Below are 26,927 nucleotides of genomic sequence, written 5' to 3' on the forward strand. Positions count from 1 at the left end.
GGCGGCGCTGGGGCCGACGGCCTCCTTGGTCAGTGCTGCCTGCTGCGTCATGGCGACTCTCCTCGTGGACTGCGGGGGCGCGGGGAGGTGGCCCCCGAGATCACGATAAGCGTAGCGCCAGTTCGCATACATGGACAGATTTCGACCCCTTGACCAGTGATGCGCGTCACGTATAGTCTCGAACTCAGTTCACATAGACGAACGCAGTTCACATAGACCGAGGGGTGCCCGCGTGATCCAGGTTCGATATTCGACGTCGCCGACGAGTGCGGAGACGGCCACCACGGCGGACCTGCGCGAGAACTTCCTCGTCCCGGACCTCTTCGTGGAGGGCGAGGTGCGCGCGACCTACACCCACGACGACCGGATGGTCGTCGGCGGTGCGGTGCCCGGCACCGGCCAGCTCGACCTCCCCGCCTACCCCGACGTGCTCGGCGCCGAGCAGCACCTCGAGCGCCGCGAGCTCGGCGTGATCAACGTCGGTGGTGCCGGCCACGTCCTCGTCGACGGCGAGAAGTTCGAGCTCGACCACCTCGACGGCCTGTTCGTCGGCCGGGGGAGCGACGTCGCCTTCGCCGGGGCGGAGGCGGCCTTCTACTGGGTCTCCGCGCCCGCCCACGCGACGTACCCCACCACGGCGCTGATCCACCGCGACGTCGAGCCGGTGGCGCTCGGCTCGGCCGCGGCCGCCAACGAGCGCAACCTCTTCCGTTACGTCTGGGGCCAGGACGTCGAGACCTCCGTCCTGCAGTTCGGCGTCACCGTCATCGCCGACGGCTCGGTGTGGAACACCTTCCCGCCGCACCTGCACGACCGTCGCACGGAGATCTACTGCTACGTCGACCTCGCCGAGGAGGACCGTGTCTTCCACTTCATGGGCCAGCCCGGCCACACCCGGCACCTCGTGCTGCGCAACCGCGAGGCCGTGATCTCCCCGCCGTGGTCGATCCACGCCGGCGCCGGCACCGGGTCGTACGCCTTCATCTGGGCGATGGCCGGGGAGAACAACTGCTACACCGACCTCAGCGCCGTCGCCGTGGAGGACCTGTGATCGACACGTCCCACGACGACGCCACCGGCCACGTCCGGTCGCCGTTCGACCTGCACGGCAGGTGCGCAGCGGTGACCGGTGCCGGGCGCGGCATCGGACGGGCGGTCGCGCTCGGCCTCGCGCGCGCCGGTGCCGACCTCGTCCTGCTCGGTCGGCCCGGCAGCAGCGACGACACCCGCCAGGCCGTGCTCGCGGCGGGCGGGAAGGCCGACGTCGTCGACCTCGACCTCGGCGACCACGACGCCGTCGCGCGGGTGGGCGCCGAGCTCGCCGCCTCCCGCCGGATCGACGTCGTGGTGAACAACGCCGGGGTCATCGACCGCTGCGACGCCGTCGACGTGGACCTCGCCGACTGGCAGCGCGTGCTCGACGTGAACCTCACCGGCCTGTTCGTCCTGTGCCAGCAGCTGGGCCGACCCATGGTCGAGCGTGGGCACGGCAAGATCGTCAGCATCGCCAGCCTGCTGTCCTTCCAGGGCGGCATCCGCGTGGCGTCGTACGCCGCCAGCAAGCACGCCGTCGCGGGCGTGACCAAGGCCCTGGCCAACGAGTGGGGTCCCCGCGGCGTCCAGGTCAACGCGATCGCGCCCGGCTACATCGCCACCGACAACACCACCGCCCTCCGCGAGGACGCCGACCGCTCGCGGTCGATCCTCGAGCGCATCCCGGCCGGCCGCTGGGGCGACGCCGAGGACATCGCGGGCGCGGCCGTCTTCCTCAGCTCCCCGGCCGCCGACTACGTCAACGGCCACGTGCTGGTCGTCGACGGCGGCTGGATGGCCCGCTGAACCCGCACCACGATCTCCACCCCTGCAGCACCACCAGAGAAGAGCACACACCTCCACACCACTCGGGGCGCACCACCAGAACCCGTCAGTCCCACCGCCGGACCCCGGCACCGAACAGAATGAGGATCGACCATGAAGTCCATCTCCCGACCCACTGCAGCCGTCATCGGCCTGACCCTGGCCGCTGCTGCCCTCGCGGGCTGCAGTGAGGAGGCCGGCGGGACCGGCGGCGGTGCCGAGGCCGGCGGCTGCGCCCCCGAGGACGTCGTCCTCGTGGGCCAGGTGCGCAACGAGTCCAACCCCTACGAGGCCTCCTGGCTCGACGGCGGCGACGCCTTCGCCGAGCAGGTCGGCCTCGAGCAGCAGCGCCTGACCTACGACGGCGACTCGACCAAGCAGCAGGAGCAGATCACCCAGCTGCTCGCCGGCGACACCGAGTGCCTCGTCATGAACATCCTGCCCAACGGCGACTCCGACACCCTCCCGATCGTCGAGGGAGCCCAGGACGCCGGCGCCTACCTCGTCACCCAGTGGAACAAGCCGGCCGACGTCGAGGTCACCGAGTACGACCAGTGGCTGAGCCACATCACCTACAACGGCGTCGAGTCCGGCCAGCAGATCGGCGACGCGCTCGCGGAGGCCATCGGCGGCTCGGGCGGCATCATCGCCCTGCAGGGCATCCTGGACACCGGTGCCGCGAAGGACCGCTTCGCCGGTCTCGAGGCCTCGCTGGAGGCGAACCCGGACGTCGAGCTGCTCGACGACCAGACCGCCAACTTCTCCCGTGACGAGGCGCTCGCCGTCACCAAGACGCTGCTCACCAAGCACGGTGACAAGATCAAGGGCATCTGGGCCGCCAACGACGACATGGCGCTCGGCGCGCTCGCCGCGCTCGAGCAGGCCGGGCGCGACGACGTCGCGGTCGTCGGCATCGACGCCGTGCCCGACGCGCTGACCGCCATCGAGGACGGCACGATGACCGCGACCGTCTCCTCCGACGGCCCGTGGCAGGGCGGCATCGGCCTCGCCATCGGCTACTGCGTGGCCACCGGCGAGCTCTCCGTCGACGACATCGCCGACGAGGACCGCGCCTGGTTCGCCGAGCAGTTCCTCATCACCGGGGACAACGTCGCCGAGTTCACCGCCCCCGAGGTCGACGAGTCCGACTTCGCGTGCGACAACGTCTTCAGCCGCTCGCAGGGCGCGATTTCGTGACCATGACATCCCCCGTCCAGGCCGACACCGAGGCAGTGATCGCGCCACGCCCCCGGCCTCGGCGGGGGGTGTCGCTCCGAGACGCTGGTCCGCCGGTCGCCCTGGTCGTCATCTTCGGCATCTTCGCGGTCCTGAGCCCGGACTTCCGCACGCTTGGCAACGTGCAGAACATCATGGACGCGGCGGCGGTCCTCGCCGTCGTGACCTGCGGCATCACCTTCGTGCTGATGATGGGGTCGATCGACCTCTCCGTACCCGGGGTGATGGGTGCCTCCGCCATCGCGGTGGCCCTGCTGGTCGCCAACAACAGGAACGACAACGACTGGGGACTGCTCGGCGTCCTGGTGGCCGTCCTGCTCGGTGCCGGGCTCGGCTGCCTGAGCGGGCTGGCCCTGGTCAGCCTGAAGGTGCCGTCCTTCATGACCACGCTCGGCGTCTCCGCGGTCGGGCTCGGCGTCGCGACGCTGATGTTCGCCGGCGTGCAGCCCAACATCTCCGATGAGATGCTCCACGGCTGGGCGGTCGAGCGCTTCCTCGGCTTGGCCTACCTGACGTGGATCGCCGTGGCGTGCGTGCTCGTCGGCTGGCTCATCCAGCGCTACTCGCGCCTGGGCCGCTACGCGTACGCCATCGGCGGGGCCGAGGAGGTGCTCGCGCTGTCCGGCGTGAAGGTCGCGCCCTACAAGGTCGCCGTGTTCACCCTCGCCGGTGCCTTCTACGCCCTGGCGGGCGTGATGGTGACCAGCCAGCTCAGCGCCGGCCTCGTCCAAGCGGGCAAGGGCTACGACTTCGCCGCCATCACCGCCGCCGTCGTCGGCGGCACCCTGCTCACCGGCGGGCGCGGGGGAGTGCTCCACTCCGCCGTCGGCGTCCTCCTGGTCACGGTCCTCACCAACGGCCTCGTCCAGGTCGGCGTCAGCCCTTACTGGCAGGGCGGTGTCCAGGGACTCATCGTCGTCGCGGCCGTCTCGGCAGCGGTCATCCCCCAGCGTCGTAGGAACCAGGTGACGAAGTGACCACGAACCTCCAGGCGGCCCCCGAGGCCCACGCTCCCGGGCCCGTGCCGGCCCTCGAGGTGCGCGGGCTGGTCAAGCACTACCCGGGCGTCAAGGCGCTCGACGGCGTCGACCTCGTCGTCCACCAGAACGAGGTGCTCGGCCTCGCCGGCGAGAACGGCGCCGGCAAGTCCACGCTGCTCAAGGCGCTGGTCGGCCTGGTCCGGCCGGACTCCGGCGAGATCTGGGTCCGGGGCCAGAAGGTGCGGCTCAGGAGCGTCGTCGACGCGGCCGACCACGGCATCGGCATGGTCTTCCAGGAGCAGTCGCTCGTGCCCAACCTCACGGCCGCCGAGAACATCGTCCTGGGCAGCGAGGGACCGGGCGTGCGGCGGGGCATCTACCGCTGGGACACCATGCGCCGCCTCGCCCAGGAGCAGCTCGACAAGATCGGCTCCCACATCGACCCGCTCGCCCGCACCGACTCGCTGACCTTCGCCGAGCGGCAGATGGTGGAGATCGCCAAGGTGCTCCGCATCGAGGAGCGCACCTCCCACCCGCCGGTGATCATCCTCGACGAGCCCACGTCCGTGCTGGAGTCGAAGGAGATCGAGACGCTCTTCACCCAGGTGCGCCGGCTGCGCGAGTTCGCGTCCGTCGTCTTCGTCTCTCACCGCCTCGACGAGGTCCTCGACGTGTGCGACCGCGTCAGCGTGCTGCGCGGCGGGACGTCGGTCGGCGAGGTGCCCACCGCGGGCGCCGCCCCCACCGACCTGCACCGGATGATGATCGGCTCGACCGGGTCCGACGACCACTACCACGACGGTTTCGCCGTGCGCGGGGACGAGCCGGCAGCGCCGCGCCTCGTCGTGTCGGGCCTGTCCGGCCGCACCTTCCGCGACGTCGACCTCGAGGTGCGGGCGGGGGAGATCGTCGGGATCGTCGGCGTCCACGGCTCCGGCAGGGAGGACGTCTGCCGTGCGCTGTTCGGCGCCGAGCCCACCCTCGCCGGCGAGGTCACCCTCGACGGCGAGCGGCTCACCCTGTCCGGCACCCGCGCCGCGGTCGCCTCCGGGATCGGGTACGTCCCCGCGGAGCGCAAGATCGAGGGCATGGTCGGGCCGATGTCGGTCGCCGACAACATGACCCTCACCAAGCAGAAGTCGCGCTGCGCGGGCCCGCTGGTCGTGCCGCAGAAGCAGGCGAGCCTGGTCGACCGGTGGATCGAGCGCCTCTCCATCCGCACCCCGCACCGCGGCACCCAGATCGGACGCCTGTCCGGCGGCAACCAGCAGAAGGTCGTGCTGGCCCGCTGGCTCGTGGGCGGCGACATCCGGTTGCTGCTGCTCGACCACCCCACCCGCGGGCTCGACATCGGCGCGCGCTCGGAGGTCTACCGCCTGATGCGCGAGCTCGCCAACAGCGGCGTGGCCACCGTGCTCCTGGCCGACAGCCTCGAGGAGGCCATCGGCATGTCCGACCGGATCGTCGTGATGAACGACGGCCGGGCCACCGCGGAGGTCGGCTGTCCCTCGGGCGCCAAGCCGACCCCGCTCGACCTGGTCAAGGAGATGGTCTGATGACCACCCCCGTCATCGCCGAGCCGGCGTCGAACCCGGCCGCGGAGCCCGCGATCGTCAGGGGTGGCCCCACCGTCGGCCAGCGGGTGACGTCGTTCATGCCGGTCATCGCCCTCGTCGCGCTGCTCGCCGCGCTCACCGTCGCCGACCCGGACTTCCTCACCCAGCGAAGCCTCACCGCCGCGGTCCGCACGTCCGCGCCGCTGGTCGTGCTCGCCGCCGGAGCCACCCTGGTCGTGCTGTGCGGCGGGATCGACCTCTCGATCGCGGCGCTCTGCTCACTTTCCACGGTGCTGTTCGCGATGTGGCTGCCCGACCTGGGCGGGCTCACGATCCTCGCGGTCGTGGCGGCGGCCGGTGCGATCGGCGCCGTCCAGGGCATCGCCCACGTGCTGCTGCGGATCCCGTCCTTCGTCGTGACGCTCGGTGGCATGAGCATCTTCTCCGCCGTCGCCCTCGTCATCTCCGACGCCGGCCCGATCCGAGTGGTCGACCGTGACGCCACGAAGTGGCTCGACCTCTACGTCGCCGGCTATGTCCCGATGTCGTTCTTCGTCGCCGTCCTCGTCGTCGCGGTCGTCTCGCTGGTCATCAAGCTCACCCCTCTCGAGAGCTTCGTGCGCGCCACCGGCTACTCCGAGTCCGCCGCGCGCCTGGCCGGCACCCCGGTCGACCTGGTCAAGGTCGCTGCGTTCACCATCTCCGGCGCCTGCGCGGGCCTCGCCGCGGTCATGCTCGCCTCCCGCAACTTCAGCGGCAGCCCGACCATGGCCGACAACCTGCTGCTGCCGGCCGTCGCGGCCATCGTGGTCGGCGGTACGGCGATCACGGGCGGCCACGGGTCGCTCTGGCGCAGCCTCGCCGGAGCGCTCGTCGTCACGCTGCTGCGCGTCGGCCTGCCGATCGTCGGCGTCCCGTCGGCGTGGGAGCAGATCCTCTACGGCGCGATCATCGTCGCCGCCGTCGCGCTCACCCTCGACCGGTCGAAGGTGGCGATCATCAAGTAGCCGCGGCCGACCTGACCTCCACCACTGATCCCAGCACCCCGCACCCCGGAAGGGTTTCCATGTCCACCGAGTCCCAGCTCCTGCCCGCCGTCTCCTCGTTCCTCTCCTCGCCCCGTCAGCTGCTGATCGACGGCGAGTGGGTGGACGCGAAGGACGGCCAGACGTTCGGCACCGTCAACCCCGCGACCGAGGAGGTCCTCGTCGAGGTCGCGCAGGCGTCGGCCGTCGACGCCGACCGCGCCGTCGTCGCCGCGCGCAACGCCTTCGAGGCCGGGTCGCCGTGGTCGAGGATGACCCCCCGCGACCGCTCGCACCTCCTGTGGCGCGTCGGCGACCTGATCGACGAGCGCGCCGAGGAGTTCGCCCAGCTCGAGTCGCTCGACAACGGCAAGAGCCTGGCGTCCGCCCGCGGCGACGTCGGGGTGGCCGCCGAGCTGTTCCGCTACTTCGCCGGGTGGGCCACCAAGATGGAGGGCACCACGATCCCGATGTCGGTGCCCGGTCGCGAGTTCCACGCCTACACCCGCCGCGAGGCCATCGGCGTCGTCGCCGGCATCGTGCCGTGGAACTTCCCGCTGACCATGGCCGCGTTCAAGATCATCCCGTCGATCACCGCCGGCAACACCGTCGTCCTCAAGCCCGCCGAGCAGACCCCGCTGACCGCGCTCTACCTCGGCCAGCTGCTGCTCGAGGCCGGCGTGCCGGCCGGTGTCGTCAACATCCTGCCGGGCTTCGGCGACGCCGGCGCTGCGCTGGTCGACCACCACGACGTCGACAAGGTCGCCTTCACCGGCTCCACCGAGGTCGGCAAGAAGATCGCCGCGGGCGCCTCGAAGAACCTGAAGAAGGTCTCCTTGGAGCTCGGGGGCAAGGCGCCCAACATCATCTTCAACGACGCCGACCTCGAGGCGGCCATCGCGGGCGCTGCGCTCGCCGGCTACTTCAACGAGGGCCAGTGCTGCGTCAACGGCTCGCGCCTCTACGTGCAGCGCGACGTCTTCGACGAGGTCATCGAGGGTGTCGCCGCGGCGGCCAGGGCGATCAAGGTCGGCAACGGCTTCGACGCCGACACGACCATGGGCCCGCTCGTCTCGCAGGAGCAGCACGAGAAGGTCATGGGCTACGTCCGCGGCGCGGTCACCGACGGCGCCAACATCGTCGCCGGCAGCCCCGACCGTGCTGCCGAGAAGGGCTACTTCTTCTCGCCGACCCTCATCACCGGCGTCACCGAGGACATGGCCGTCCAGACCGACGAGATCTTCGGTCCGGTCATCACCGCGATCCCGTTCGACACCGAGGACGAGGTCGTCGCCGCAGCCAACAACACGGTGTACGGCCTCGCCGCCGGCGTCTGGTCCAAGGACCTCGGCACCGCCCACCGCGTCGGCAGCAAGCTGCGCGCGGGCACCGTGTGGCTGAACACCTGGCACGCCGACGACGTGACGCTGCCCCGTGGCGGCTTCAAGCAGTCCGGCTGGGGTCGTGAGCTCGGCTCCTTCGGGCTCGACGACTACACCGAGCTCAAGACCGTCATCGCCGAGCTCCGGTGAGCGCTGGAGTGAGCGCTGGGGTGAGCACGAGTCCCACCGACGTCCTGGGCGGCCACCGGATCGTCCCGGTGGTCGTCCTGGACGACCCGGCCAGCGCCGACGCGCTGGGCGCCGCCCTCGTCGAGGGCGGACTGCCCGTCGCGGAGGCGACGTTCCGCACCCCGCAGGCAGCGGCGGTCCTGCGGCGCCTGGCCGCCAACGACGACCTGGTCGTCGGTGCCGGCACCGTCCTCACCGACCGTCAGGTCGACGAGGCGGTCGAGGCGGGAGCGCGGTTCGTCGTCTCTCCGGGCCTCAGCGCGGCCGTCGTACGCCGCTGCCAGGACGTCGGCGTGCCGATCGTCCCGGGCGTCAGCACGGCCACCGAGATCATGCAGGCCCTCGATCTCGGGCTCGACACCGTGAAGTTCTTCCCGGCCGAGGCCAGCGGAGGGCTGCCCACGATCAAGGCCCTCGCCGCCGCCTTCCCGCAGGTGCGGTTCGTGCCGACGGGCGGCATCACCGTCGACACCGCCCCCGCCTACCTCGCGCACCCCTCCGTCGCCGCCGTCGGCGGCAGCTGGATGGTGGCGGGCGACCTCCTCGCGGGAGCCCGCTGGGACGAGGTCACCCGGCGCTGCGCCGCCTCCACCGCCCTCCACGACCCTCTGCAAGGAGCCACCGCATGACCATCCAGACCCGTCCTCCCGAGGAGTGCGAGCTCGACATCGTCGCGCTCGGGGAGGTGATGCTCCGCCTCGACCCGGGGGAGGGGCGGATCCGCACCGCCCGCCGGTTCGAGGCCTGGGAGGGCGGCGGTGAGTACAACGTCGCCCGGGGGATGCGGAAGGTCTTCGGCCTCCGCGCCGGCGTCGTCACCGCGCTCGCCGACAACGAGGTCGGCCACCTCGTCGAGAACCTCGTCATGCAGGGCGGCGTCGACACCTCGCTGATCCGCTGGGAGAGCTACGACGGCATCGGTCGCACCGTGCGCAACGGCCTGAACTTCACCGAGCGCGGCTTCGGCGTGCGAGGCGCGGTCGGCGTCTCCGACCGGGCCAACACCGCCATCGCCCAGCTGGAGCCCGGCACCGTCGACTGGGACGACCTGTTCGGCCGCCGCGGTGTGCGCTGGCTGCACACGGGCGGCATCTACGCCGCGCTGTCCGAGAACGCGGCGGCGGTGGCCGAGGAGGCGATGGCGGCCGCGCAGGAGCACGGCACAGTGGTCTCGTTCGACCTCAACTACCGCCCCAGCCTGTGGGCGGGGATCGGCGGCACCGAGCGCGCCCGCGACGTCAACACCCGGCTCGCGGAGCACGTGGACGTGATGATCGGGAACGAGGAGGACTTCACCGCCGCCCTCGGCTTCGAGGTCGCCCACGTCGACGAGCACCTCAGCACGCTGCCGATGGACAGCTTCGAGACGATGGTCGGCACGGTCGCGGAGAAGATGCCGTGGCTCCAGGTCATCGCCACCACCTTGCGCACGGTGCACACCGCGAGCGACAACGACTGGCAGGCCATCGCCTGGTCGCCGGAGACCGGCGTGCTGGCCTCGACCCCGCGCGACCACCTCGGCATCTACGACCGGGTCGGGGGCGGCGACGGCTTCGCCTCCGGACTCGTCTACGGCCTGCTCGAGGGCGAGCCCCTCCAGCAGTGCCTCGAGCTCGGTGCCGCCCATGGCGCGTTGGCCATGACCACGCCCGGCGACACCTCGATGGCGACGGCTGCGGAGGTGCGGGCGCTCGCCAGTGGCGGGAGCGCGCGCGTGCGTCGCTGAGCCCACGTCCTTCTCGGCACCTCTCCACACCCCCGGACCAGGTCTGGGTGGTCCGGCCCCGTGCGGGGGACCGGCCACTCAGACCTGTTTTCACGTATCTGAACCAACAATCAAGAGAGTTCACAATTCTGGACAGAGTTCTTGACTCTGTGTGACCTCCGTCATACGTTCGGACCTGTCTCCGTGAGCGCTGACCGCACCCGTCGCCCGCCGAGCTCCGCCCCGCCGAGCCCAAGGGAAACGTTGATGTCTCTTCTGTCCGTACGACGGCGCCGCTCCCGGCGCCTGCGCCGCGCCGCGAACCACCTCGTGGCCACCTCGGTCGCCCTCGCGATCGCCGCCCCGCTCTCCGTGGCCTCCTCCACCCCCGCCGCCGCGGCGCCCGCCGACGACGACGTCCTGCGGGTGCTGCTGTTCTCCAGCGGCGACGGGGTGCACGGCTCGGTCGCCAACACCCGCGCCGCGGTGCGCGAGCTGTCCAACTCCCTCGCGGCCGAGCACGGCCTCGACGACGGCACCGGCGACCCGTCCCGCGCGGTCGCCGAGATCCAGGAGACCACCAGCGCGACCGCGTTCACCCCGGAGAACCTGGCCACCAAGGACGTCCTCGTCTTCGCCCACACCGCCGGCGTGCTCTTCAACACCGAGCAGCGGGCGGCGCTGGAGGCCTACATCCGTGGTGGCGGCGGCTTCGTCGGCATCCACTACACGGCCTGGTCGCCCGACCAGACCGAGCACGACGTGAACCCGTTCTACCGCCGCCTCGTGGGCGCGGCCGCCACCGGGCACCCCGAGCCCGCGGGCGGCCAGCGCGGCACGGTCACCGTCAGCGACGGCTCGCACCCGCTGACCGCGGGCCTGGCATCGCCGCTGTCGTACACCGACGAGTGGTACGAGTGGGACGTCAACCCCTCCCAGGACGTGCGCACCCTCGTGACCGTCGACGAGTCCTCCTTCCCCGCCGGCACCGAGGTCGGCGAGGAGGGCACCACCCACCCCGTGACGTGGTGCCAGGACATCGACGAGGGCCGGTCGTGGTACTCCTCGCTGGGCCACCACGCCTCGGCCTACACCGCGGCCGACGACGGCGGCAACGCGGGCGACAACCAGGCCGACGACTTCGTGCGCGCCCAGCTGCGCAACGGCATCGCCTTCTCCTCCGGCCTGCTCCCGGCCGACTGCTCGCCGCCGGCCAAGGACGAGCAGGGCTCGTGGGGCGGCGTCACGCCGTGGCCCCTGGTCCCGATCAACGCGGCCCTCACCTCCGACGGCAAGGTCCAGTCCTTCGGCTCGGTGTCGTCGGGCTGCACCGACCAGAACCCGTACAACTGGGGCGGCAACGACTGCGTGACGCAGGGCGGCCAGATGGAGATCGACGTCTGGGACCCCTCGGTCGTGCGGACGGTCGGCAACCTCGTCTCCGGCGTCATCCCCAACGCCACCTACACCGACCTGTTCTGCTCCATGCAGGTGCAGATGCCGCACCGCCGCTCGACCATGACGGTCGGCGGTGACGACGGCCTCGGAGGCAACGCCCCGAACGACTCGGCCATCGGTGTCACCAGCTACTCCACCAACTCGGGCCTGCGCAACGAGGCCCCGATGAACTTCCCGCGCTGGTACCCCACCGGCACCACCACGCCCGACGGCTCCGTCGTCGTGCAGGGCGGCGCGCTCAAGGGCGGCCCGGGCGGACCCGGCGTGCTGACGCCGGAGATCTACACGCCCGGCCAGGGCAGCTCGTGGAAGCTGCTGACCGGCGCGACCAGCGCAGCGGCGTACGGCGACGGGCAGAACGGCCAGCCCGACGAGAACCGCTGGTGGTACCCGCGGGCCTTCGTCGCCCCGACCAACGGCAACATCTTCAACATCTCGGGCACCCAGATGTTCGAGCTCGACCCCTCGGGTGACGGCGCGATCACGCTGCGCGGCACCCTCGGGGCAGGCACTGGCAACCAGGGCGCGCTGGGCAACCCGGTCGGTGCCACCTCGACCGCGACGATGTACCGCCCCGGCAAGATCCTGCAGGTCGGCGGTGGCACCTGGTCCAACGGTGGCGGCGGCGCCGGCGCCCGCGCCGGCATCACGGTCGACATCTCGGGCGGCACCGCCGACCCGGTGGTCGCCGCGACGCAGCCCATGAAGTACGCCCGGCACTGGCCGACCTCCACCGTCATGCCCGACGGCAACGTCATCGTGACCGGCGGCTCGCGCGAGAACAACGGCAACGGCGGCTACGTCACCAACGCGGAGATCTGGAACCCCGACACGGGCCAGTGGACCGTGGTGGAGGTGCCCCACGAGCACGCCCGGCTCTACCACTCGGTCGCCCTGCTGCTGCCGGACGGCCGGATCATGGTGGGTGGCGGCGGCACGCCCGGCCCGCGCAACTACACCGACGTCGAGCTCTACTCACCGGCGTACCTCTTCGACGGCGACGAGCCGGCTGAGCGCCCGGTGATCACCGGCGCACCGAAGAAGATCGGCTACGACGGCACCTTCGCGGTGACCTCCGACAGCCCGATCGAGCGCGTCACGCTCGTGCGCAACGGCTCGGTGACGCACGGGTTCAACAACGACCAGAACTTCCAGGACCTGTCCTTCACCCAGTCCGGCGGCACCGTCACGATCACCACGCCCGCCAACGCCAACCTCGCGCCTCCCGGTGCCTACATGGTGTTCCTGTGGGACGAGGACGGCACCCCGTCGGTCGCCGACATCGTGCAGGTCGACCCGACCGTGCGGATGGACTCACCCGCACCGAAGGTGGTCGACCAGTTCGAGTACCCGCGGCTGCCGGTCGGCTGGCAGTCCATCAACGTGCCGGCCAGCTTCGACGTGGCGCCGGGTAACGGCCGGATGTCCCCGTGGGAGGTCGACTCGCAGGTGCAGCTCATCCGCGCGGCGCAGCCGAGCATGGGCGGCCTCGGGCTCACCGGCTACCACCTCGCGGTGGGCGCCGCGGGCGACCTGACCAGGACCCTTCAGGGTCTCGACGTCGGGCGGGAGTACCGCCTCTCGGTCCGCTACGCCCGTGACAGCCGTTCCGCGGGCACCGCGCCCGGAACGGCCAGCCTGTCGGTCGGCGGCCTCTCGGCCACCCTGTCGGCCGGCGCCGACCTGTCGTCGCAGAACGCCTTCGGCACCTACACGGGCACCTTCACCGCCGATGCGCGGCGGATGCCCTTGACCATCACCGGGGGCGGCGGCCCCGCCACCGTGGTCCTCGACGACCTGGTCGTCGTGGCCACCGCGGCCGGGACCTCCGACGTGCCCGTCCACTACGAGTTCGAGGAGCAGACCGGCACGTCGGCCGCCAACACCGGCACCGACTCCACGGTCGGCGCGGCCACGCTCACCGGCTCCACCGGGTGGAGCGCGAGTGGCGTCGAGGGCGGCGCCCTCGACCTCCCGGGCGGGAGCAACGCCAACACGGTCGACCTGCCGGACAACCTGCTGCAGGGCGAGTCGGCGTTCACCACCTCGTTCTGGGTCCGCCCCGACACGAAGGCCAACTGGATCAACCTGTTCCACATCGGTGACGGCCTCGGCGACGCCGGCAGCTTCTTCCAGGTCCAGATGCAGACCGACGCCGCCGCCGGCGGCACCGGCCTGGCCGCGACGTTCAAGAAGAAGGGGAGCAACCTCCAGGAGCGCGTCTACGCCGTCCCGACCAGGGACGTCGTCGCCGGGCAGTGGAACCACGTCGCGTTCACCCGCGACGGAGCCGTCGGCACGCTCTACCTCAACGGCCAGAAGATCGCCGAGCGCACCGACCTGACGATCACCATGGCCGACGTCGGTCCGACGACCAACAACTGGCTGGGTCGCAACGGCTACCCGGACCCGGCCTTCGACGGCCGCATGGACGACGTCCGGATCTACACCTCGACGCTGTCCGGGGCCGACGTCGCCGGCCTGTACGCCGACGGCACCGCGCTCGACACCACCGTCGACGTGTCCGTCGCGCCGGAGTCGCCGTCGCCGTTCGACACCCCCATCACGGTGTCGGCGACGGTCGAGGACTCGTCCGGGGCGGACCCGACCGGTGTCGCGGAGCTCTGGATCGACGGCGCCCGTGAGGGCTCCCCGGTCGAGGTCACGAGCGGATCGGTGACCTTCCCGGAGGTCACGCTGCTCCCGCGCACCCACGAGGTCGAGGTGCGCTTCCTGGCCGGCAACGGCTGGCGCGACTCCTCGGAGACCGTCCAGCACACCGTTGCCCGGCCGCCGGTCGGGGAGGGCGTGCCCGTCCACTACGAGTTCGACGAGGGCACCGGCACCACCTCCGTGAACTCCGGCTCGGACCCGGCCATCGGCAACGCCGTGCTCCAGGGCAACGCCGGCTGGGTGGGCTCCGCGAAGTACGGCCCGGGGGTCAACCTGCCCGGCGCCGGACACGTCCAGCTGCCCAACGACCTCACGTTCGGGATGGACTCCGAGGTCACGGTCTCCACGTGGGTGCGACCCACGGCGCTGCCCAACTGGACCACCCACGTCCAGATCGGCAAGGACACCACCGAGTTCCTCCTGCTCCAGTCCGAGACCGAGAACGGCACCCGGGGCTTCGCCGCCACGCTGCGCAAGAACAACGGCGAGCAGTACCGCATCCAGCTGCCCGGCACGACCGACCTGCCGCTCAACCAGTGGACCCACGTCGTGGTCACCCTCGGACCGTCGCCGACCGGCGGCGGCACGACGGGCAAGATCTACTTCAACGGCGTCCTCATGAGCGGCGGCACCCGGGACAACATCCCGGTCAGCATCGGTGACATCGGTGAGGGCGGCACCACCGCCAACTTCATCGGCAACGGCAGCTGGAACGATCCCCGTCCCACCGAGCAGGTCGACGACTTCCGGCTCTACGGCTACGAGCTGAGCGCCGCGGACGTCCTCGAGCTGTTCGAGGCCAACCCCAACGCGGCTCCGGTCGGGGCGGCCGACGCCTACGGCACCATGGAGGGCGAGCCCCTCGTGGTCGCCGCACCCGGCGTGCTGGCCAACGACACCGACGCGGACGGGGACACCCTGACCGCGACCGGCGTCACCCAGCCGGCCGGCGGCGAGGTCTCGGTGGCGGCGAACGGCTCGTTCACCTATACCCCCGACGCGGGGTTCGTGGGCACCGACACCTTCACCTACAGGGCCAGCGACGGGACCGCCTCCTCGGCGGCGACGACGGTGACGATCACGGTGGAGGAGCAGCTGCCGACCAACGTGGCGCCGGTCGCGGCGGCGGACGCGTACGACGCGGTGGGCGGCGAGCCGCTGGTCCTGCCGGCGCCCGGCGTCCTGGCCAACGACACCGACGCCGACGGCAACGTCCTGACCGCCACCGCGGTCACCCAGCCGGCCAACGGGGAGGTCGAGGTCGCCGCCGACGGCTCCTTCACCTACACCGCCCCCGCCGGGTTCTCCGGGAAGGACGTGTTCACCTACCGGGCCGACGACGGTGAGGACGTGTCCGCACCCGCGCAGGTGACGATCACGGTGAAGTCTCCGGCGGTCACGGCCGTGGCGGGGGTGGCACTGCCCATCACCTACGGCACCCCGGGCACCGTGTCGGTGGCGGTCTCGCCCGCGACGGCGACCGGATCGGTCGAGCTGAGGAAGGGGACCGAGGTCCTGGCCACGGCGACGGTCGCGGACGGGCGTGGGACGCTCGTGCTCGCCGCGAAGTCGCTCCTGCCGGGGGTCCACGACCTGACCGTGCGCTACGGCGGAGATGCCGACCACAGGGCGTCGACGTCCGTGGTGCGGGTCCAGGTGGACAAGGTGGTGCCCACGGTCGAGGTCACCGCTGCCAAGGCGAAGGGCGGCAAGGGCGTGATCACGGTCTCGCTCACGACCGACCACGGCGTCCCGGTGACGGGACAGGTGCGGATCGCGATCGACCGCGGGGCGACCCTGACCGCGGGCGTGACCGACGGGCGGGCGGTGTTCACGCTGCCGAAGGTGCCCGCGGGCGGCCAGGCCACCCTCACCGCGACCTACCTCGGGAGCGACCTGGTGCAGCAGGCCTCGGTCCGGACCACCGTGCGGTTCCGCTAGCCGGGCACAGCACGAGGCCGGCAGCTCCTCGCGGAGCTGCCGGCCTCGTCGTGGTCCGGTGGATCGGCTCGGTCGGCCGGCTCGGCTCAGTCGTCGGCGAGGGCGGCGACCACCCCGGCGCGACTGTCGTCCTCGCTGGCGAGCACGCCGCCGTTGGCGACGATGTCGGCGGTGATCTCGGTGAAGACCATGCGGACGTCCTGGCGCCGGGCGCCGAGGATCTCCACGGCGCTGTCGGCGACGGCCTTGGCGAAGTCGCGGCGCTGCTCGAGGGTGCGCCCTCGCAGCAGCTCGACGGTGATGTTGGGCATGGCTGTGGGTGTCCCTTCGTCGGGGTGGGCCGCTCAACGCGTTCACACGCACGACCTCGGTTCGGTGATGCGAATCACCGTACGCGCAGTTCACATCCTTGACAACAGTTCGACAGGCTGGTTGTGTGAGCGGCGTCACTCCACCATCCCCGCCATCCCCGCCATCCCCGTCACCCCTTCCGCCGGAGCTCCCATGGACCGCAGCCGCCCGAGCCTCCGCAGGCCGGCGTGCGGAGTCCTCGCCGGGGCGCTGGTGCTGCTCGGCGCGGCGCCCGCCTCGGCCCACGTCACGCTGACCCCCTCCACCACGGTGGCGGGAGCGACGGCGGAGGTCCGGATGCTCGTGCCGCACGGGTGCGAGGGGTCGGCCACGACCGAGGTCGCCGTCCGGATGCCCGCTGCGGTCTCCGAGGTGGCGGCCGACGACAGCGCGAGGTGGCGCGCGGAGCAGGGCGGCGGAGCGATCACCTTCCGCACCGACGCGCCCCTGCCCGACGGCGTGGAGGACGCGGTCGAGTTCTCCGTGCGGCTGCCGGACGATCCCGGCGCCACGCTCGTGTTCCCCGTCGTCCAGCGCTGCGAGGAGGGCGAGGCCGCCTGGACGGAGGTGGCTGCCGACGAGGCGAGCCGCGAGGCGCTGGAGATGCCGGCGCCGGTCATCGTGGTGACGGCGGCCGCCGGCTCCGAGCACGCGATGGCCCTCGGGGCCGCCGGGGTGCTGACGATCGGCTGCCTCGTCAGCGGCGGCGTCCTGCTGCTGCGTCGCCGGCGCGCATGAGACACGACGTCCTCCGTCGGGCACTCGGCTGGCTCGTCCTGCTGCCGCTCGCCCTCGTCCTGCTGCTCGCAGCCGCGGCCCCGGCATCGGCCCACGCGACGCTCATCGGGACGGACCCGGCGGAGGGCGCGGTCCTCGACGCCGCGCCGGATCGCGTCACCTTCACCTTCAACGAGTCGGTGATCGGGGTCCCGGCGGGCATCCGTGTCTTCGACGCGACGGGGGAGGAGGTCGCCTCCTCCGCGACCGTGCGCGAGGCCGAGCTGCTCGTGGACCTCGAGGAGGAGGTGGGGGAGGGCACGCTCGTGGTGGTCTGGCGACTCGTCTCGGCCGACGGCCACCCGATCGGCGGGTCGCTCACCTTCTCGGTCGGCGCGCGGAGCGACGTCGTGGACGTGCCGACGACCGGCGCCGACGCCGGGACCGAGGCGCCGCTGCCGCTCAGCCTCGCACGGTGGCTGGGCTACGCCGGGCTGCTCGTGGCGACGGGGGTGGCGGGGTTCGCCGTGCTGCTCCTGCCTCGCGGCCCCGAGGCGGACGGGTCGCGCCGGCGCCTGCGCACGGTCGCGCGCATCGCGGCCGCGGCCGGCGCCGTCGGCTGGCTCGCGGCGGTCCCGCTGGTGGCGCTCTACCAGCTCGGCCTGCCCGTCTCGGGGTGGGCGGAGGGCTCGACCTGGTCCGCCCTCGCACCGGCGGAGTACGTCGTACCTGCCGCGGTGGTGGCCGGTCTCGTGCTCGCCGTCGGCCTCCTGCCGGCGACGGCGCCCTCGGGGCGACATGTCGCACCCGTGCTCGCCGGGTGCGCCGTCGCGCTCGCCGCGCCCGCGTTCACCGGTCACACGCGCGCCGCGTCGCCGGAGCTGCTCGTCGTTGCCGTGGACGTGCTCCACCTGCTGGCGGCAGCGGTGTGGTGCGGCGGGCTGGTCGCGCTCGGTCTCGTGCTGGGCGACCTCGCCGCACGCGACGACGCCGGCGCGAGGACGGTGAGCCGCTTCTCGGCCGCGGCGTCCGGCGTGCTCGCGGTCCTGGTGGTCACCGGCGCCTTCGGCGCGTGGCGGATCGCCGGCTCGTGGGACGCGCTGCTCGACACGGGCTACGGGGTGCTGCTCCTGGTCAAGGTGCTGGCGGTGCTGGTCGCCGTGGTGCTGGCGGCCTGGAACAGGTTCGCGCTGCTCCCGCGCCTGCGGGCCGCGCGGCGCCCGGACCGCGACGTGACGGCCGGGGTCCTCGTGCGGACGACGCTGGCGGAGGCGGGCGTCCTGGTCGTGGTGCTGCTGGTGACCGGGTTCCTCGTGGACCGGAGCCCGGAGCCCGACGTCGCGGTCGCCGCGTCCGCGACCGATTCCGGGAGGGCGGAGGAGACGGTCCGGCTCGACGGGATCTCGGCGGTGGTCACCCTGGACCCGGCGACGGTGGGACCGACCACCGTGACGATCGAGATGACAGACGACGCGGGACGCCCGGCCGAGGGCCACGAGGCGCCGCGCATCAGCCTGTCGACGGCGGACGTCGAGCTGGGAGCGGTCGCGCTGACCAACCTCGGGCCGGGGACCTACGCCGGTGACGTGGTCATCCCGACGGCGGGGGAGTGGCAGGCGCAGGTCTCGCTGCGCACGACCGAGTTCGACAACCCCGTGCGGACGGTCCGCTTCGAGGTGCGCTGAGGGCGCCGCAGTCAGAAGGCGTAGCGCACCCGGCACTCCGGCAGCTTGTCGGCGAGCAGGTCGGTGAGCTGCTGCACCCAGCGCCCCTTCCAGCCGGTGCGGTAGCGCACGTTGAGCTGGCCGTTCTGGCTGCGCTTGGGCTGCTGCAGGTCGGGTCGCCACAGGAGCTCCTCGCCGCGCGGGTGCCAGCCCAGGTTGACCTCGTGGAGGTCCTGGTTGTGCGTGAGGAAGATGATCTCCGCGGCGAGCTGGGCGCGGGTGCGGGCGCTCGTGCCGTCGGCGACCTGCTCGAGCAGCTCGGCCCACTCCTCGAGCCAGCCCTCGTGCACGATCACCGGGCTGAGGTTCACGTGCACCTCGTAGCCGGCCTCGACGAAGGCGTCCATCGCGGCGATCCGGTCGGCGACCTTCGAGGTGCGGACGTCGACGAGCCGCGACGGCCGCTCGGGCATGAGGCTGAACCGGACCCGGGTGCCCCCGCGCGGGTCCCACGCGAGCAGGTCGCGGTTGACCAGCTTGGTGGCGAAGCTGGCCTTGGCGTTCGGGAGCCGGGCGAAGAGGTCCACCAGGTCGCGCACGTTGTCGGAGACCAGGGCGTCGGCCGAGCAGTCGCTGTTCTCGCCGATGTCGTAGACCCAGTCGACGGGATCGCACTGGTTGGGGCCCGGCTTGACCCCCTGGCGGCCGGCGTGGCGCTCGAGGTAGCCCAGCACGGCCTCGATGTTGGCGAACACGGTGATCGGGTTGGCATAGCCCTTGCGACGAGGGACGTAGCAGTAGGAGCAGGCCATCGCGCAGCCGTTGGCCGTGGACGGGGCGATCCAGTCGCTCGACCGCTCGTTGCGGCGCGCGGTCAGCGACTTCTTCTCGCCCAGCACCAGCACCTCGCGCTTGTTGCGCACCCAGTCCTCGACAGCTCCGGCGTTGCCGTGCAGCCCGGGGATCGCCTGGTGGGAGAGCACCTCGACGCGCTCGGCGTCGGGGAAGCGCTCCAGCACCTGGCGGGCGCGGGGGAACCGCTCGATGTCGCGCTCGTGGTAGATCCGGCGGACGTCGAGGAGGCGCTCGGTGAGCTCGGCCGGCACTCGTGGCGTGGTCAGGAGCGCAGCACCTTCTCGATCGGACGGCCCTGGGCCAGCTCGTCGACGAGCTTGTCGAGGTAGCGGATGCGACGCATCAGCGGGTCCTCGACCTCCTGCACCTTCACCCCGCACACCGATCCGGTGATCTGGTCGACCGACGGGTTGAGGCTCGCCGCGGCGAAGAAGTCCTCGAAGGTCGTCCCCTGCTCCAGGTGGGAGCGCAACGTCGCCTCGTCGAAGCCGGTCAGCCAGGAGATGACCTCGTCCACCTCCGCCTGGGTGCGGCCCTTGCGCTCCGCCTTGGCGACGTAGTGGGGATAGACCGAGGCCACGCTCGTGGTGAAGATGCGGTGCATGCCTCGAGGATAGGCAGCGGGTGCGACAGCGGGCTCAGCCCTTGTCGGCGTCTCCCTCGACGGCCTCGACCACCTCGACCACCTCGTCCTCGCTGAGGCCGAGCGCCGGGGCGAGCACCGCTGCCTGCTTCGAGGGCGCCTTCTTCGCGGTGGTCTTCTTGGCCGGGGCCTTCTTCGCGGGGGCCTTCCTGGCCGGGGCCTTCTTCGCCGCTGCCTTCTTCGCAGGAGCGGGCGCCGGCACGTCGTCGGCCTCGTCGAAGGCCTCCAGCGCGGGGGGGAGCGACGGCGTGGGCGCCGACTTCAGGGGCACCTCGCTGGCCGGCACCTTCGCGGGCGCCTCCTGCGCCGGAGCCTTCGTCACGGTGGGCTCGTCCTGCGGGGGCTCAGGGGCCGGCGGCACGGTGACGGAGGTGGACGGGGAGGTCGACGTGAAGGTCGACGAGGGGTGCTGCGGGGTCGGGCCGCCCGCCCGCTCGACCGCCCAGCCGACCACGCGTGCGGTCGTGCGTACTCCGACCTTGGCGGCGCCCAGCGTCAGGCCGACCGTCCTGCCGGCGACGGACCCTGCGGTCCGGGCGGGGTGGGCGACGACTCGGGCGGCCTTGCTGACGGCGTTCACGGTGGAGCTCCTCTCGACGGGACTGGACCGGTACCCCGAAAGCGGGGACCCCAGACCGTGGCGTGCGCCACGTCCGGGCACTACCGCTGTAGGGGTGGAGCGTACGTCGCGGGACGCGTGCGCCCGGGGCCGGTGGGTACGGACCCGGCAAGGGGCGCCGAGCCGTTCGGTGCCGCGAGAGGAGCACCGCGATGACCGAGGACACCGACCTCCGCACGACGAGGACACGCCAGGGCTCGCCGGTCCAGGCAGCGGCCGCGCTGGTGGGCACCGCCTTCCTGCTCGTCGGCGTCCTGGGGTTCATCCCGGGCATCACCACGCCGTACGACGGCCTCGAGGGGGCCGGCCACGAGTCGCACGCCGAGCTGTTCGGCCTGTTCCAGGTGTCGGTCCTGCACAACGTCGTCCACCTGCTGTTCGGTGTCGCCGGCATGGTGCTGGCGCGGACGCAGGCCAGCGCGCGCGCCTTCCTCGTCGGCGGCGGTGCGACCTACCTCGTGCTGTGGCTCTACGGCCTGGTGGTCGACGACCGGTCGCAGGCCAACTTCGTCCCCCTCAACGCCGCCGACGACTGGCTGCACCTCGTCCTCGGCGCCGGCATGATCGCCCTCGGCGTGGTCCTCGCCAGGCGGAGCCGGTCCACAGCGACCCGCTGACGTCCGCGCGCATGGACGCCGGCGACACACTCCACTTCATCGGCACCGCGACCACGGTCGTGACGCTCGGCTCCTTCACGCTGCTGACGGACCCGAACTTCCTGCACCGCGGTCAGCGCGCCTACCTGGGATGGGGTCTGTCCTCGCGCCGGTTGACCGATCCCGCGGTCGAGCCGGAGGACCTGCCCCCACTCGACGCCGTGCTGCTCTCGCACCTCCACGGTGACCACTTCGACCGGGTCAGCCGCGACCGCCTCGACCGCTCCGCCCCCGTGCTGTCGACCCCGCGCGCGGTGCGTCGCCTGGACTCGTGGGGCTTCACCACCCACGCCCTGCGGACCTGGCAGGAACACTCGCTGGTCAAAGACGGCGAGGAGCTGCGGATCACGGCGGTGCCGGCGATCCACGCTCGTGGCCTGCTCGGCGCGATGCTGCCGCCGGTCATGGGGAGCGTCGTCGAGCACGTCGTCGGCGGCGAGGTGCGTCGGCGCGTCTACTTCAGCGGGACACGCTCACCGGCACCCACGTCGACGAGGTGCGCGAGCGGTTCCCCGACATCGACGCGGCCGTGGTGCACCTCGGCGGCACGCGGGTCCTCCTGCGCACGGTCACGATGGACGGTCCGATGGGCGTCGACTTCGTCGAGCGGTGCGCCCCAGCGGTCGTCGTACCGGTCCACCACGACGACTACACGGTGTTCCGCTCGCCACTCTCCGACTTCGTCGAACGGCTCGCGGCGAGTGGTACGCCGGCGGTGCTGCGCGCCCCGCGTCGGGGAGACGTGGTCAGCCTCGAGCCGCCCGTGTGACGACGCAGCACTGCGCCGGGCCGCCCCCTGGCGACCCGGCGCAGTGGTGACCGTCAGGACTGAGTCTGGGAGCGGACCTCGTCCACGCCCGACTGCCCCTCGGACTTGACCTTCTCGGCGCTCTGGGCGGCGGAGTCCTTGACCTCCTGGGCCGCCTCGGTGGCGGTGCCCTTGAGGTCCCGGGCGACGTCCTCCGCGACCGACTTCGCCTGGTCCACGACCGGCTGGCCGTGCTCCTTGGCGGCATCGACGACGTGGCCGGCTGCCACGGCCTCCTTCTCCGAGGCCGGGATCAGCGCGGAGACGATCATCCCCGCACCGAAGGCGACCAGCCCGGCGGCCAGCGGAGCACCCTGGACCTTGTCCTGCGCCCCGCTCACGGCGTCGTGGGCCGTGCCCTTCGCCGAGTCGACGGCGCCGGCGGCCGAGTCCCGCGTGGACCCGACGGTGCCGGACGCGGACGACGTGAGGCCGTGGGCGGTGCCCATCACCTTGTCGCGCATGCCGCGCACGCGACCGCGCGCGGCCTCCTTGCGCCGCTCGACGATGGCCGACGGGCTGACCCGGTCCTGCAGGGCGTCCACGTCGGCGGTCATCGACTGCCGCGTCTGCTCGATCTCTGCCCTCAGTTCTTCTGTGCTCTGGCCCATGCTGCGTCCTCCTTGAGTGTCTGCTGCGTCTCCGGCAGCTCCGGATGTGCGTTCTTGAGCTCCTTGCGGCCCCTGGCTGCCAGCACGGCGCCGACGATCGCCCACAGGATCGTGACGATCAGGAACGCCAGCTCGACGGGCATCCAGTTGTCCAGGAGGTAGGCGAGGGCGAACGAGCCCAGCACGAGCGCGAGCAGGCCGGCGACACCGGCCCCGCCGAGCATCCCGGCGCCCTTCCCGGCCTTGCCGGCCTCCTCCTTGAGCTCGGTGCGGGCCAGCTCGAGCTCCTGCTTCACCAGCGTGGTGAGGTCGTGGCTCAGGTCGCCCACGATCTCGCCGAGGCTCCGGTCGTCGCCGGCGCCCGGCCGGGCCGCGTGGGCTCCGGTGGGCGGGGGTGCCGCCGGAGCCGTGCCGACCACGGGGTCCACTCCCGGGGCCCCGGTCACGGCGCGTCCTGCGTCTGCTGGCCGGGGAGCCCGCTCGACGTGGAGTCGGTGCTCGCCGGCATCGTCGTCGTCGCCGGCGTCACCGGGGTGTCGTACCCCGTCGTGCCGGGGCGGTCGGTGCTCGACTCGGTGAACGAGGCGGTGCCCGGCTCGCCGGCCAGCGCGGCGGACCCGCTGGCCGTGGCCATCGGACCGGTGCCGACGCCGGTGGTCCCGTACGTCGTGCCGGTCGTGCCGGTCGTGCCGGGCGTGCCGCCGGACTCGGCGAGCGACGCCGCGGCAGCGCCGTCCGCGGTGGCCCGGAACATCCGTCCCGCCACCACGCCGGCGGCGAGCGCGCCCAGCAGGAAGGTGCCGGGACGGCGGCGCGCGAAGTCGCGGGCGTCGTCGAGCAGCTGCGAGGGCTCACGGTTCTCGAGGTGGCTGCCGAGCGTGCGGACGCGGTCCGAGACCTCGCGGGCGAGGTCGGTGGCCATGCCCTGGGCGGGTCCCTGGCCCTCGGCCATCTGCTGCAGGTCGTCGCCCAGGGTGCGCAGGGTCTCCGAGAGCCGGTCGCGACCGGTGGTGGCCTGGTCGTTCAGCTGGCTCGTCACCTGCTGCCTGGCATCGCCCACCACCGAACGTGCCTGGTCCGCAGCGGTGCTCGCGACGCTCAGCGCCTCGTCCTTGGCCGTGCCTGCCACCTGCCTGCCCTGGTCGGCCGCCGTCGAGGCGGTATCCCTGGCCTTGTCGGTGGTGCTGGTGTCGCCCGAGGTGGTGCTCGGGTCGCTGCCGTAGGTCGTCATGCGTCCTCCTGGTGTGCGTCGGTTCCTGCGTCGGGGTCGGGGTCCGGGTCGCTCGCGGGCTCGGAGCCCGGACGGAGCTGCTCGGTGTCCGGCTCGGTGCCGTCCGGGGTGGGCGGCTCCGCGTCCTGGTCGTGGTCCTGCGTGTCCTGTGCCATGGCGCTCGGTACCCACCGATCCGCAGCGCACTCCACCCCTCCCACCCCTTCGGACGAAGTGCGCACCCGGACGCGCGCCGGGCGCATGGGCGGGGCGGTCGCGGGCTACAGAGGGTGATGCCCGCCCTCCTGCGCGACCCCGCTCCGACCCGTCCACGCGGCTACGCGGACCTCTCGGCCGAGGAGGTCGAGGAGATCGGGCGGCGGCTGGACGCCGTGCGCGAGGAGGTGCTCGCGACGCGTGGGGCGCGCGACGCGGCGTACATCCGGCGCGTCATCGCCGTCCAACGCTGCTTGGAGGTCGGCGGCCGCCTGGTGCTCCTGGGCAGCCGGAGCCGGGTGGCCTGGTGGCTGGGCACCGCCTCGCTGACGCTGTCGAAGGTCCTGGACAACATGGAGATCGGCCACAACGTGCTGCACGGCCAGTGGGACTGGATGCGGGACCCGCGCATCCACTCCTCCACCTGGGACTGGGACCACGCCTCGGCCCCCGACCAGTGGCAGCGCGCCCACAACGACCGCCACCACGTGAACACCAACGTGGTCGGCAAGGACAACGACCTCGGCTACGGCATCCTCCGCGTCGACGAGGCGCAGGAGTGGGAGCCGCGCCACCTCGCCCAGCCGCTGTGGAACCTCGTCAACGCGCTGATCTTCGAGTACGGCATCGCGATGTACGACCTCGACCTCGGGGAGACCCTGCGGTCCGGGAAGGGCTTCTCCCCGGAGCTCAAGGCCGAGCTGCGCACCACCGCGCGCCGTGCCGGGCGCAACGCGTTCCGCGACTACGTCCTGCACCCGCTGCTGTCCGCGCCGACCGGCTCCGCCCGCAGCACGCTCACCGCCAACCTCACCGCCAACGTGGCCCGCAACGTGTGGAGCCACTCGGTGATCATGTGCGGCCACTTCCCGGAGGGCGTGGCCACCTTCGAGGTCGACGACCTGGACGAGGACGAGACGCGCGGCCGGTGGTACCTGCGCCAGATGCTCGGCTCGGCCGACGTCTCCGGACCCTGGCTGCTCCACGTGCTGTGCGGCAACCTCTCGCACCAGATCGAGCACCACGTCTTCCCCGACCTGCCGAGCAACCGCTACCGCGAGATCGCCGGACCGGTCCGGCAGGTCTTCGAGGACCACGGCCTGAGCTACCACAGCGCCCCGCTGCTGCGGCAGGTCGCGAGCGCGTGGCACAAGGTCGTGCGGATGTCCGTGCCCCCGCGGCGCCGTCGCGCATGACGGGCGGAGGTCCCACGGGGACGCGGCAGGAGGCCGGGGCACACGTCCCCGACCACGTGCCGGGCGGCGAGTTCACGGTCGGCGTCGAGGAGGAGCTCATGCTCGTCGGCGCGGACGACGAGCTGATGGGCGCCGCAGCCGCCCCGCTGGTCGACGCGATGTCGCTCGAGGGCTCGCCGGCCGGGGTGGTGACCGGTGAGATCTACGCCGACCAGGTCGAGCTGAACTCCCCGGTCTGCCACAACGCCGAGGACGCGTGGCGCTCGCTCCACACGCTGCGCAGCGCGGTCGCCGCCCACGGTGCACGGGTGCTGGCGGCCGGCGTCCACCCGACGGCTCCGCTCGGCGGTGCCGTCCTGACCGAGTCACCGCGCTACGACCGGATCCGCGAGGAGTACGCCGGCCTGATGCGCACGCCGACGGCAGCGCTGCAGGTCCACGTCGGCCTGCCCGACGCGTCGACCGCGATGCTGGCCTACCGCGGCCTGCGCAACCGGCTCCCGCTCCTGCGCGCCCTCGCCGCCGGGTCGCCGTACTGGCACGGGACCGACTCGGGGCAGGCCTCCGCCCGCGCCGCGATCATTCGCTCCTACCCGCGGACCACCATGCCGCCGCTGCTGCGCTCGTGGGAGGAGTACGTCGTGCGCGCCGAGGCCGCGATGGCCGCCGCGGAGGCGCCCGACCACACCTACGTGTGGTGGGAGATGCGGCCGCGCCCCCTGCTCGGCACGCTCGAGGTCCGGGTGATGGACGCCGTGCCGTCGCTGGCCTCCGTCGCCGGCCTCACCGCGCTGGCGCAGGGCATCGCGCGCCGCGCCGTGGGCTCCCCGGACGCCGTGGACCTCAGCGAGGACGTGCTGGCGGTCAACGACCACCGCGCGGGTCGCCACGGTCTCGAGGCCCGGGTGGTCGACGTCGACTTGGTCCTGAGGCCGCTGCGCGAGGTCGCGGCCCGGGTGCTGGCCGAGGCGCGGGCCGAGCTCGCCCCGGACGGGCACGACGCCCCGCTGGACGCCGTCGAGGCGATCTTGGCCCGTGAGACCGAGCCCGAGCGCCACCGCCGCCTGGTGGCGTCGGACGGGATGCCCGCCCTGCTCGCCGACCTCGTCGCGCGGACGGCGGACCTGGAGGGCTGATCACGTGTACGCCGACCACCTCGTGCAGCCGTGGTACGACCGCCTGCTGGAGGAGCTGCCCGACGGACCGGTGCTCGACGTGCACACCCACGTCGGCGACCGCGACTCCGTCACCGCGACGGTCGAGGAGCTCACGACGGCCGTGCAGTCCGCTCGGGCCCGCGCGCTCGTCTTCCCGCTCTCGGAACCCGACGGGTACCGCGCGGCCAACCGCGCGTGCCTCGACGCCGCGCTGCGCAGCGA

25 protein-coding genes and 1 pseudogene are annotated in these 26,927 nt (G+C 72.4%); 18 read left to right on the forward strand and 8 right to left on the reverse strand.

Features of this window, described 5'->3' with window-relative positions; genetic code table 11:
• The first annotated feature begins 232 nt into the window (after positions 1-232).
• The 10 genes from kduI (at position 233) to Q9S36_RS48210 (ending at position 16,002) form a co-directional block, all read left to right on the forward strand.
• Positions 233-1,051, forward strand: a complete 819-nt coding sequence (kduI, locus tag Q9S36_RS48165; RefSeq protein ID WP_311291852.1) for a 5-dehydro-4-deoxy-D-glucuronate isomerase — start codon at positions 233-235, stop codon at positions 1,049-1,051.
• On the forward strand, positions 1,051-1,839 hold the full coding sequence (locus tag Q9S36_RS48170; protein WP_396653981.1) for an SDR family oxidoreductase: 789 nt from the start codon (positions 1,051-1,053) through the stop codon (positions 1,837-1,839). Before kduI ends, Q9S36_RS48170 begins: the two co-directional genes overlap by 1 nt.
• Before the next feature lie 132 nt (positions 1,840-1,971).
• The gene (locus Q9S36_RS48175; protein ID WP_311291854.1) at positions 1,972-3,054 is read left to right on the forward strand and encodes a sugar ABC transporter substrate-binding protein; all 1,083 of its coding nucleotides are present in this window, start codon (positions 1,972-1,974) and stop codon (positions 3,052-3,054) included.
• A gap of 68 nt (positions 3,055-3,122) precedes the next feature.
• Positions 3,123-4,070 (forward strand): ABC transporter permease, encoded by a 948-nt coding sequence (locus Q9S36_RS48180; RefSeq protein ID WP_311291855.1) that lies wholly within the window; start codon positions 3,123-3,125, stop codon positions 4,068-4,070.
• Positions 4,067-5,629, forward strand: a complete 1,563-nt coding sequence (locus tag Q9S36_RS48185; protein WP_311291856.1) for a sugar ABC transporter ATP-binding protein — start codon at positions 4,067-4,069, stop codon at positions 5,627-5,629. The genes Q9S36_RS48180 and Q9S36_RS48185 overlap by 4 nt, the downstream gene beginning before the upstream one ends.
• Positions 5,629-6,636: an ABC transporter permease gene (locus tag Q9S36_RS48190; RefSeq protein ID WP_311291857.1), complete on the forward strand. Its 1,008-nt coding sequence runs from the start codon at positions 5,629-5,631 to the stop codon at positions 6,634-6,636. The genes Q9S36_RS48185 and Q9S36_RS48190 overlap by 1 nt, the downstream gene beginning before the upstream one ends.
• A 59-nt stretch (positions 6,637-6,695) precedes the next feature.
• Positions 6,696-8,186 carry an aldehyde dehydrogenase family protein gene (locus Q9S36_RS48195; protein ID WP_311291858.1) on the forward strand — a complete coding sequence of 497 codons (1,491 nt, stop codon included), beginning with the start codon at positions 6,696-6,698 and terminating at the stop codon, positions 8,184-8,186.
• A 20-nt stretch (positions 8,187-8,206) separates the two neighbouring features.
• Positions 8,207-8,854, forward strand: a complete 648-nt coding sequence (gene eda / locus Q9S36_RS48200) for a bifunctional 4-hydroxy-2-oxoglutarate aldolase/2-dehydro-3-deoxy-phosphogluconate aldolase (protein WP_311291859.1) — start codon at positions 8,207-8,209, stop codon at positions 8,852-8,854.
• Positions 8,851-9,951: a sugar kinase gene (locus tag Q9S36_RS48205; RefSeq protein WP_311291860.1), complete on the forward strand. Its 1,101-nt coding sequence runs from the start codon at positions 8,851-8,853 to the stop codon at positions 9,949-9,951. The genes eda and Q9S36_RS48205 overlap by 4 nt, the downstream gene beginning before the upstream one ends.
• A 246-nt stretch (positions 9,952-10,197) precedes the next feature.
• On the forward strand, positions 10,198-16,002 hold the full coding sequence (locus tag Q9S36_RS48210) for a LamG-like jellyroll fold domain-containing protein (protein WP_311291861.1): 5,805 nt from the start codon (positions 10,198-10,200) through the stop codon (positions 16,000-16,002).
• Between the two features lie 86 nt (positions 16,003-16,088).
• On the opposite strand, the gene Q9S36_RS48215 is transcribed toward Q9S36_RS48210, so the two are convergent.
• Complete coding sequence (locus Q9S36_RS48215; protein ID WP_310245964.1) at positions 16,089-16,313, reverse strand: tautomerase family protein; 225 nt, start codon at positions 16,311-16,313, stop codon at positions 16,089-16,091.
• A gap of 193 nt (positions 16,314-16,506) precedes the next feature.
• Between Q9S36_RS48215 and Q9S36_RS48220 the strand changes: the two genes are divergently transcribed.
• On the forward strand, positions 16,507-17,091 hold the full coding sequence (locus Q9S36_RS48220) for a YcnI family protein (RefSeq protein ID WP_311291862.1): 585 nt from the start codon (positions 16,507-16,509) through the stop codon (positions 17,089-17,091).
• The gene (locus tag Q9S36_RS48225) at positions 17,088-18,755 is read left to right on the forward strand and encodes a copper resistance protein CopC (RefSeq protein WP_311291863.1); all 1,668 of its coding nucleotides are present in this window, start codon (positions 17,088-17,090) and stop codon (positions 18,753-18,755) included. Before Q9S36_RS48220 ends, Q9S36_RS48225 begins: the two co-directional genes overlap by 4 nt.
• Before the next feature lie 11 nt (positions 18,756-18,766).
• Here the strand turns inward: Q9S36_RS48225 and Q9S36_RS48230 are convergent, their stop codons facing one another.
• Genes Q9S36_RS48230 through Q9S36_RS48240 form a run of 3 tightly spaced genes read right to left on the reverse strand, consistent with a single transcriptional unit; the run spans position 18,767 to position 20,812 of the window.
• Entirely contained in the window at positions 18,767-19,840 is a 1,074-nt protein-coding gene (locus tag Q9S36_RS48230; protein WP_311291864.1) for a spore photoproduct lyase family protein, read from the reverse strand.
• Between the two features lie 11 nt (positions 19,841-19,851).
• Positions 19,852-20,193 (reverse strand): DUF2200 domain-containing protein, encoded by a 342-nt coding sequence (locus Q9S36_RS48235; RefSeq protein WP_311291865.1) that lies wholly within the window; start codon positions 20,191-20,193, stop codon positions 19,852-19,854.
• A gap of 34 nt (positions 20,194-20,227) precedes the next feature.
• Positions 20,228-20,812 (reverse strand): hypothetical protein, encoded by a 585-nt coding sequence (locus tag Q9S36_RS48240; RefSeq protein ID WP_311291866.1) that lies wholly within the window; start codon positions 20,810-20,812, stop codon positions 20,228-20,230.
• A gap of 191 nt (positions 20,813-21,003) precedes the next feature.
• Here Q9S36_RS48240 and Q9S36_RS48245 point away from each other — a divergent pair, with 191 nt between their 5' ends.
• From Q9S36_RS48245 to Q9S36_RS48250, 3 genes and pseudogenes are all read left to right on the forward strand, one after another.
• On the forward strand, positions 21,004-21,468 hold the full coding sequence (locus Q9S36_RS48245) for a DUF4383 domain-containing protein (RefSeq protein WP_311291867.1): 465 nt from the start codon (positions 21,004-21,006) through the stop codon (positions 21,466-21,468).
• 11 nt (positions 21,469-21,479) lie between these two features.
• A pseudogene (locus tag Q9S36_RS51750) lies at positions 21,480-21,914 on the forward strand (MBL fold metallo-hydrolase); the annotation flags it as partial.
• 89 nt (positions 21,915-22,003) lie between these two features.
• A complete protein-coding gene (locus Q9S36_RS48250) occupies positions 22,004-22,276 on the forward strand; it encodes a hypothetical protein (protein ID WP_311291868.1) in 273 nt (90 codons plus the stop codon).
• Positions 22,277-22,329: 53 nt separating this feature from the next.
• On the opposite strand, the gene Q9S36_RS48255 is transcribed toward Q9S36_RS48250, so the two are convergent.
• The 4 genes from Q9S36_RS48255 to Q9S36_RS48270 are packed head-to-tail and all read right to left on the reverse strand — an operon-like array spanning position 22,330 to position 24,312.
• On the reverse strand, positions 22,330-22,926 hold the full coding sequence (locus tag Q9S36_RS48255; protein ID WP_311291869.1) for a DUF3618 domain-containing protein: 597 nt from the start codon (positions 22,924-22,926) through the stop codon (positions 22,330-22,332).
• On the reverse strand, positions 22,902-23,372 hold the full coding sequence (locus Q9S36_RS48260; protein ID WP_311291870.1) for a phage holin family protein: 471 nt from the start codon (positions 23,370-23,372) through the stop codon (positions 22,902-22,904). The genes Q9S36_RS48255 and Q9S36_RS48260 overlap by 25 nt, the downstream gene beginning before the upstream one ends.
• The gene (locus Q9S36_RS48265; protein ID WP_311291871.1) at positions 23,369-24,157 is read right to left on the reverse strand and encodes a hypothetical protein; all 789 of its coding nucleotides are present in this window, start codon (positions 24,155-24,157) and stop codon (positions 23,369-23,371) included. The genes Q9S36_RS48260 and Q9S36_RS48265 overlap by 4 nt, the downstream gene beginning before the upstream one ends.
• Entirely contained in the window at positions 24,154-24,312 is a 159-nt protein-coding gene (locus Q9S36_RS48270; RefSeq protein WP_311291872.1) for a hypothetical protein, read from the reverse strand. The genes Q9S36_RS48265 and Q9S36_RS48270 overlap by 4 nt, the downstream gene beginning before the upstream one ends.
• A 117-nt stretch (positions 24,313-24,429) precedes the next feature.
• Here Q9S36_RS48270 and Q9S36_RS48275 point away from each other — a divergent pair, with 117 nt between their 5' ends.
• The 3 genes from Q9S36_RS48275 to Q9S36_RS48285 form a co-directional block, all read left to right on the forward strand.
• A complete protein-coding gene (locus Q9S36_RS48275) occupies positions 24,430-25,548 on the forward strand; it encodes an acyl-CoA desaturase (RefSeq protein WP_311291873.1) in 1,119 nt (372 codons plus the stop codon).
• Positions 25,545-26,684, forward strand: a complete 1,140-nt coding sequence (locus tag Q9S36_RS48280; protein ID WP_311291874.1) for a YbdK family carboxylate-amine ligase — start codon at positions 25,545-25,547, stop codon at positions 26,682-26,684. Before Q9S36_RS48275 ends, Q9S36_RS48280 begins: the two co-directional genes overlap by 4 nt.
• A gap of 4 nt (positions 26,685-26,688) precedes the next feature.
• Positions 26,689-26,927: hypothetical protein (locus Q9S36_RS48285; RefSeq protein ID WP_311291875.1), on the forward strand; the 239-nt coding region annotated here is incomplete at its 3' end.

The organism is Microbacterium sp. ARD31 (assembly GCF_031844425.1).

What these genes read in the sequence shown, in the direction of transcription:
- Q9S36_RS48175 (WP_311291854.1), top strand. Translation starts at nt 1,972, where the DNA reads ATGAAGTCCATCTCCCGACCCACTGCAGCCGTCATCGGCCTGACCCTG.
- Q9S36_RS48190 (WP_311291857.1), top strand. Translation starts at nt 5,629, where the DNA reads ATGACCACCCCCGTCATCGCCGAGCCGGCGTCGAACCCGGCCGCGGAG.
- Q9S36_RS48195 (WP_311291858.1), top strand. Translation starts at nt 6,696, where the DNA reads ATGTCCACCGAGTCCCAGCTCCTGCCCGCCGTCTCCTCGTTCCTCTCC.
- Q9S36_RS48205 (WP_311291860.1), top strand. Translation starts at nt 8,851, where the DNA reads ATGACCATCCAGACCCGTCCTCCCGAGGAGTGCGAGCTCGACATCGTC.
- Q9S36_RS48210 (WP_311291861.1), top strand. Translation starts at nt 10,198, where the DNA reads ATGTCTCTTCTGTCCGTACGACGGCGCCGCTCCCGGCGCCTGCGCCGC.
- Q9S36_RS48215 (WP_310245964.1), bottom strand. Translation starts at nt 16,313, where the DNA reads ATGCCCAACATCACCGTCGAGCTGCTGCGAGGGCGCACCCTCGAGCAG.
- Q9S36_RS48220 (WP_311291862.1), top strand. Translation starts at nt 16,507, where the DNA reads ATGGACCGCAGCCGCCCGAGCCTCCGCAGGCCGGCGTGCGGAGTCCTC.
- Q9S36_RS48225 (WP_311291863.1), top strand. Translation starts at nt 17,088, where the DNA reads ATGAGACACGACGTCCTCCGTCGGGCACTCGGCTGGCTCGTCCTGCTG.
- Q9S36_RS48235 (WP_311291865.1), bottom strand. Translation starts at nt 20,193, where the DNA reads ATGCACCGCATCTTCACCACGAGCGTGGCCTCGGTCTATCCCCACTAC.
- Q9S36_RS48245 (WP_311291867.1), top strand. Translation starts at nt 21,004, where the DNA reads ATGACCGAGGACACCGACCTCCGCACGACGAGGACACGCCAGGGCTCG.
- Q9S36_RS48255 (WP_311291869.1), bottom strand. Translation starts at nt 22,926, where the DNA reads ATGGGCCAGAGCACAGAAGAACTGAGGGCAGAGATCGAGCAGACGCGG.
- Q9S36_RS48265 (WP_311291871.1), bottom strand. Translation starts at nt 24,157, where the DNA reads ATGACGACCTACGGCAGCGACCCGAGCACCACCTCGGGCGACACCAGC.
- Q9S36_RS48270 (WP_311291872.1), bottom strand. Translation starts at nt 24,312, where the DNA reads ATGGCACAGGACACGCAGGACCACGACCAGGACGCGGAGCCGCCCACC.
- Q9S36_RS48275 (WP_311291873.1), top strand. Translation starts at nt 24,430, where the DNA reads ATGCCCGCCCTCCTGCGCGACCCCGCTCCGACCCGTCCACGCGGCTAC.
- Q9S36_RS48280 (WP_311291874.1), top strand. Translation starts at nt 25,545, where the DNA reads ATGACGGGCGGAGGTCCCACGGGGACGCGGCAGGAGGCCGGGGCACAC.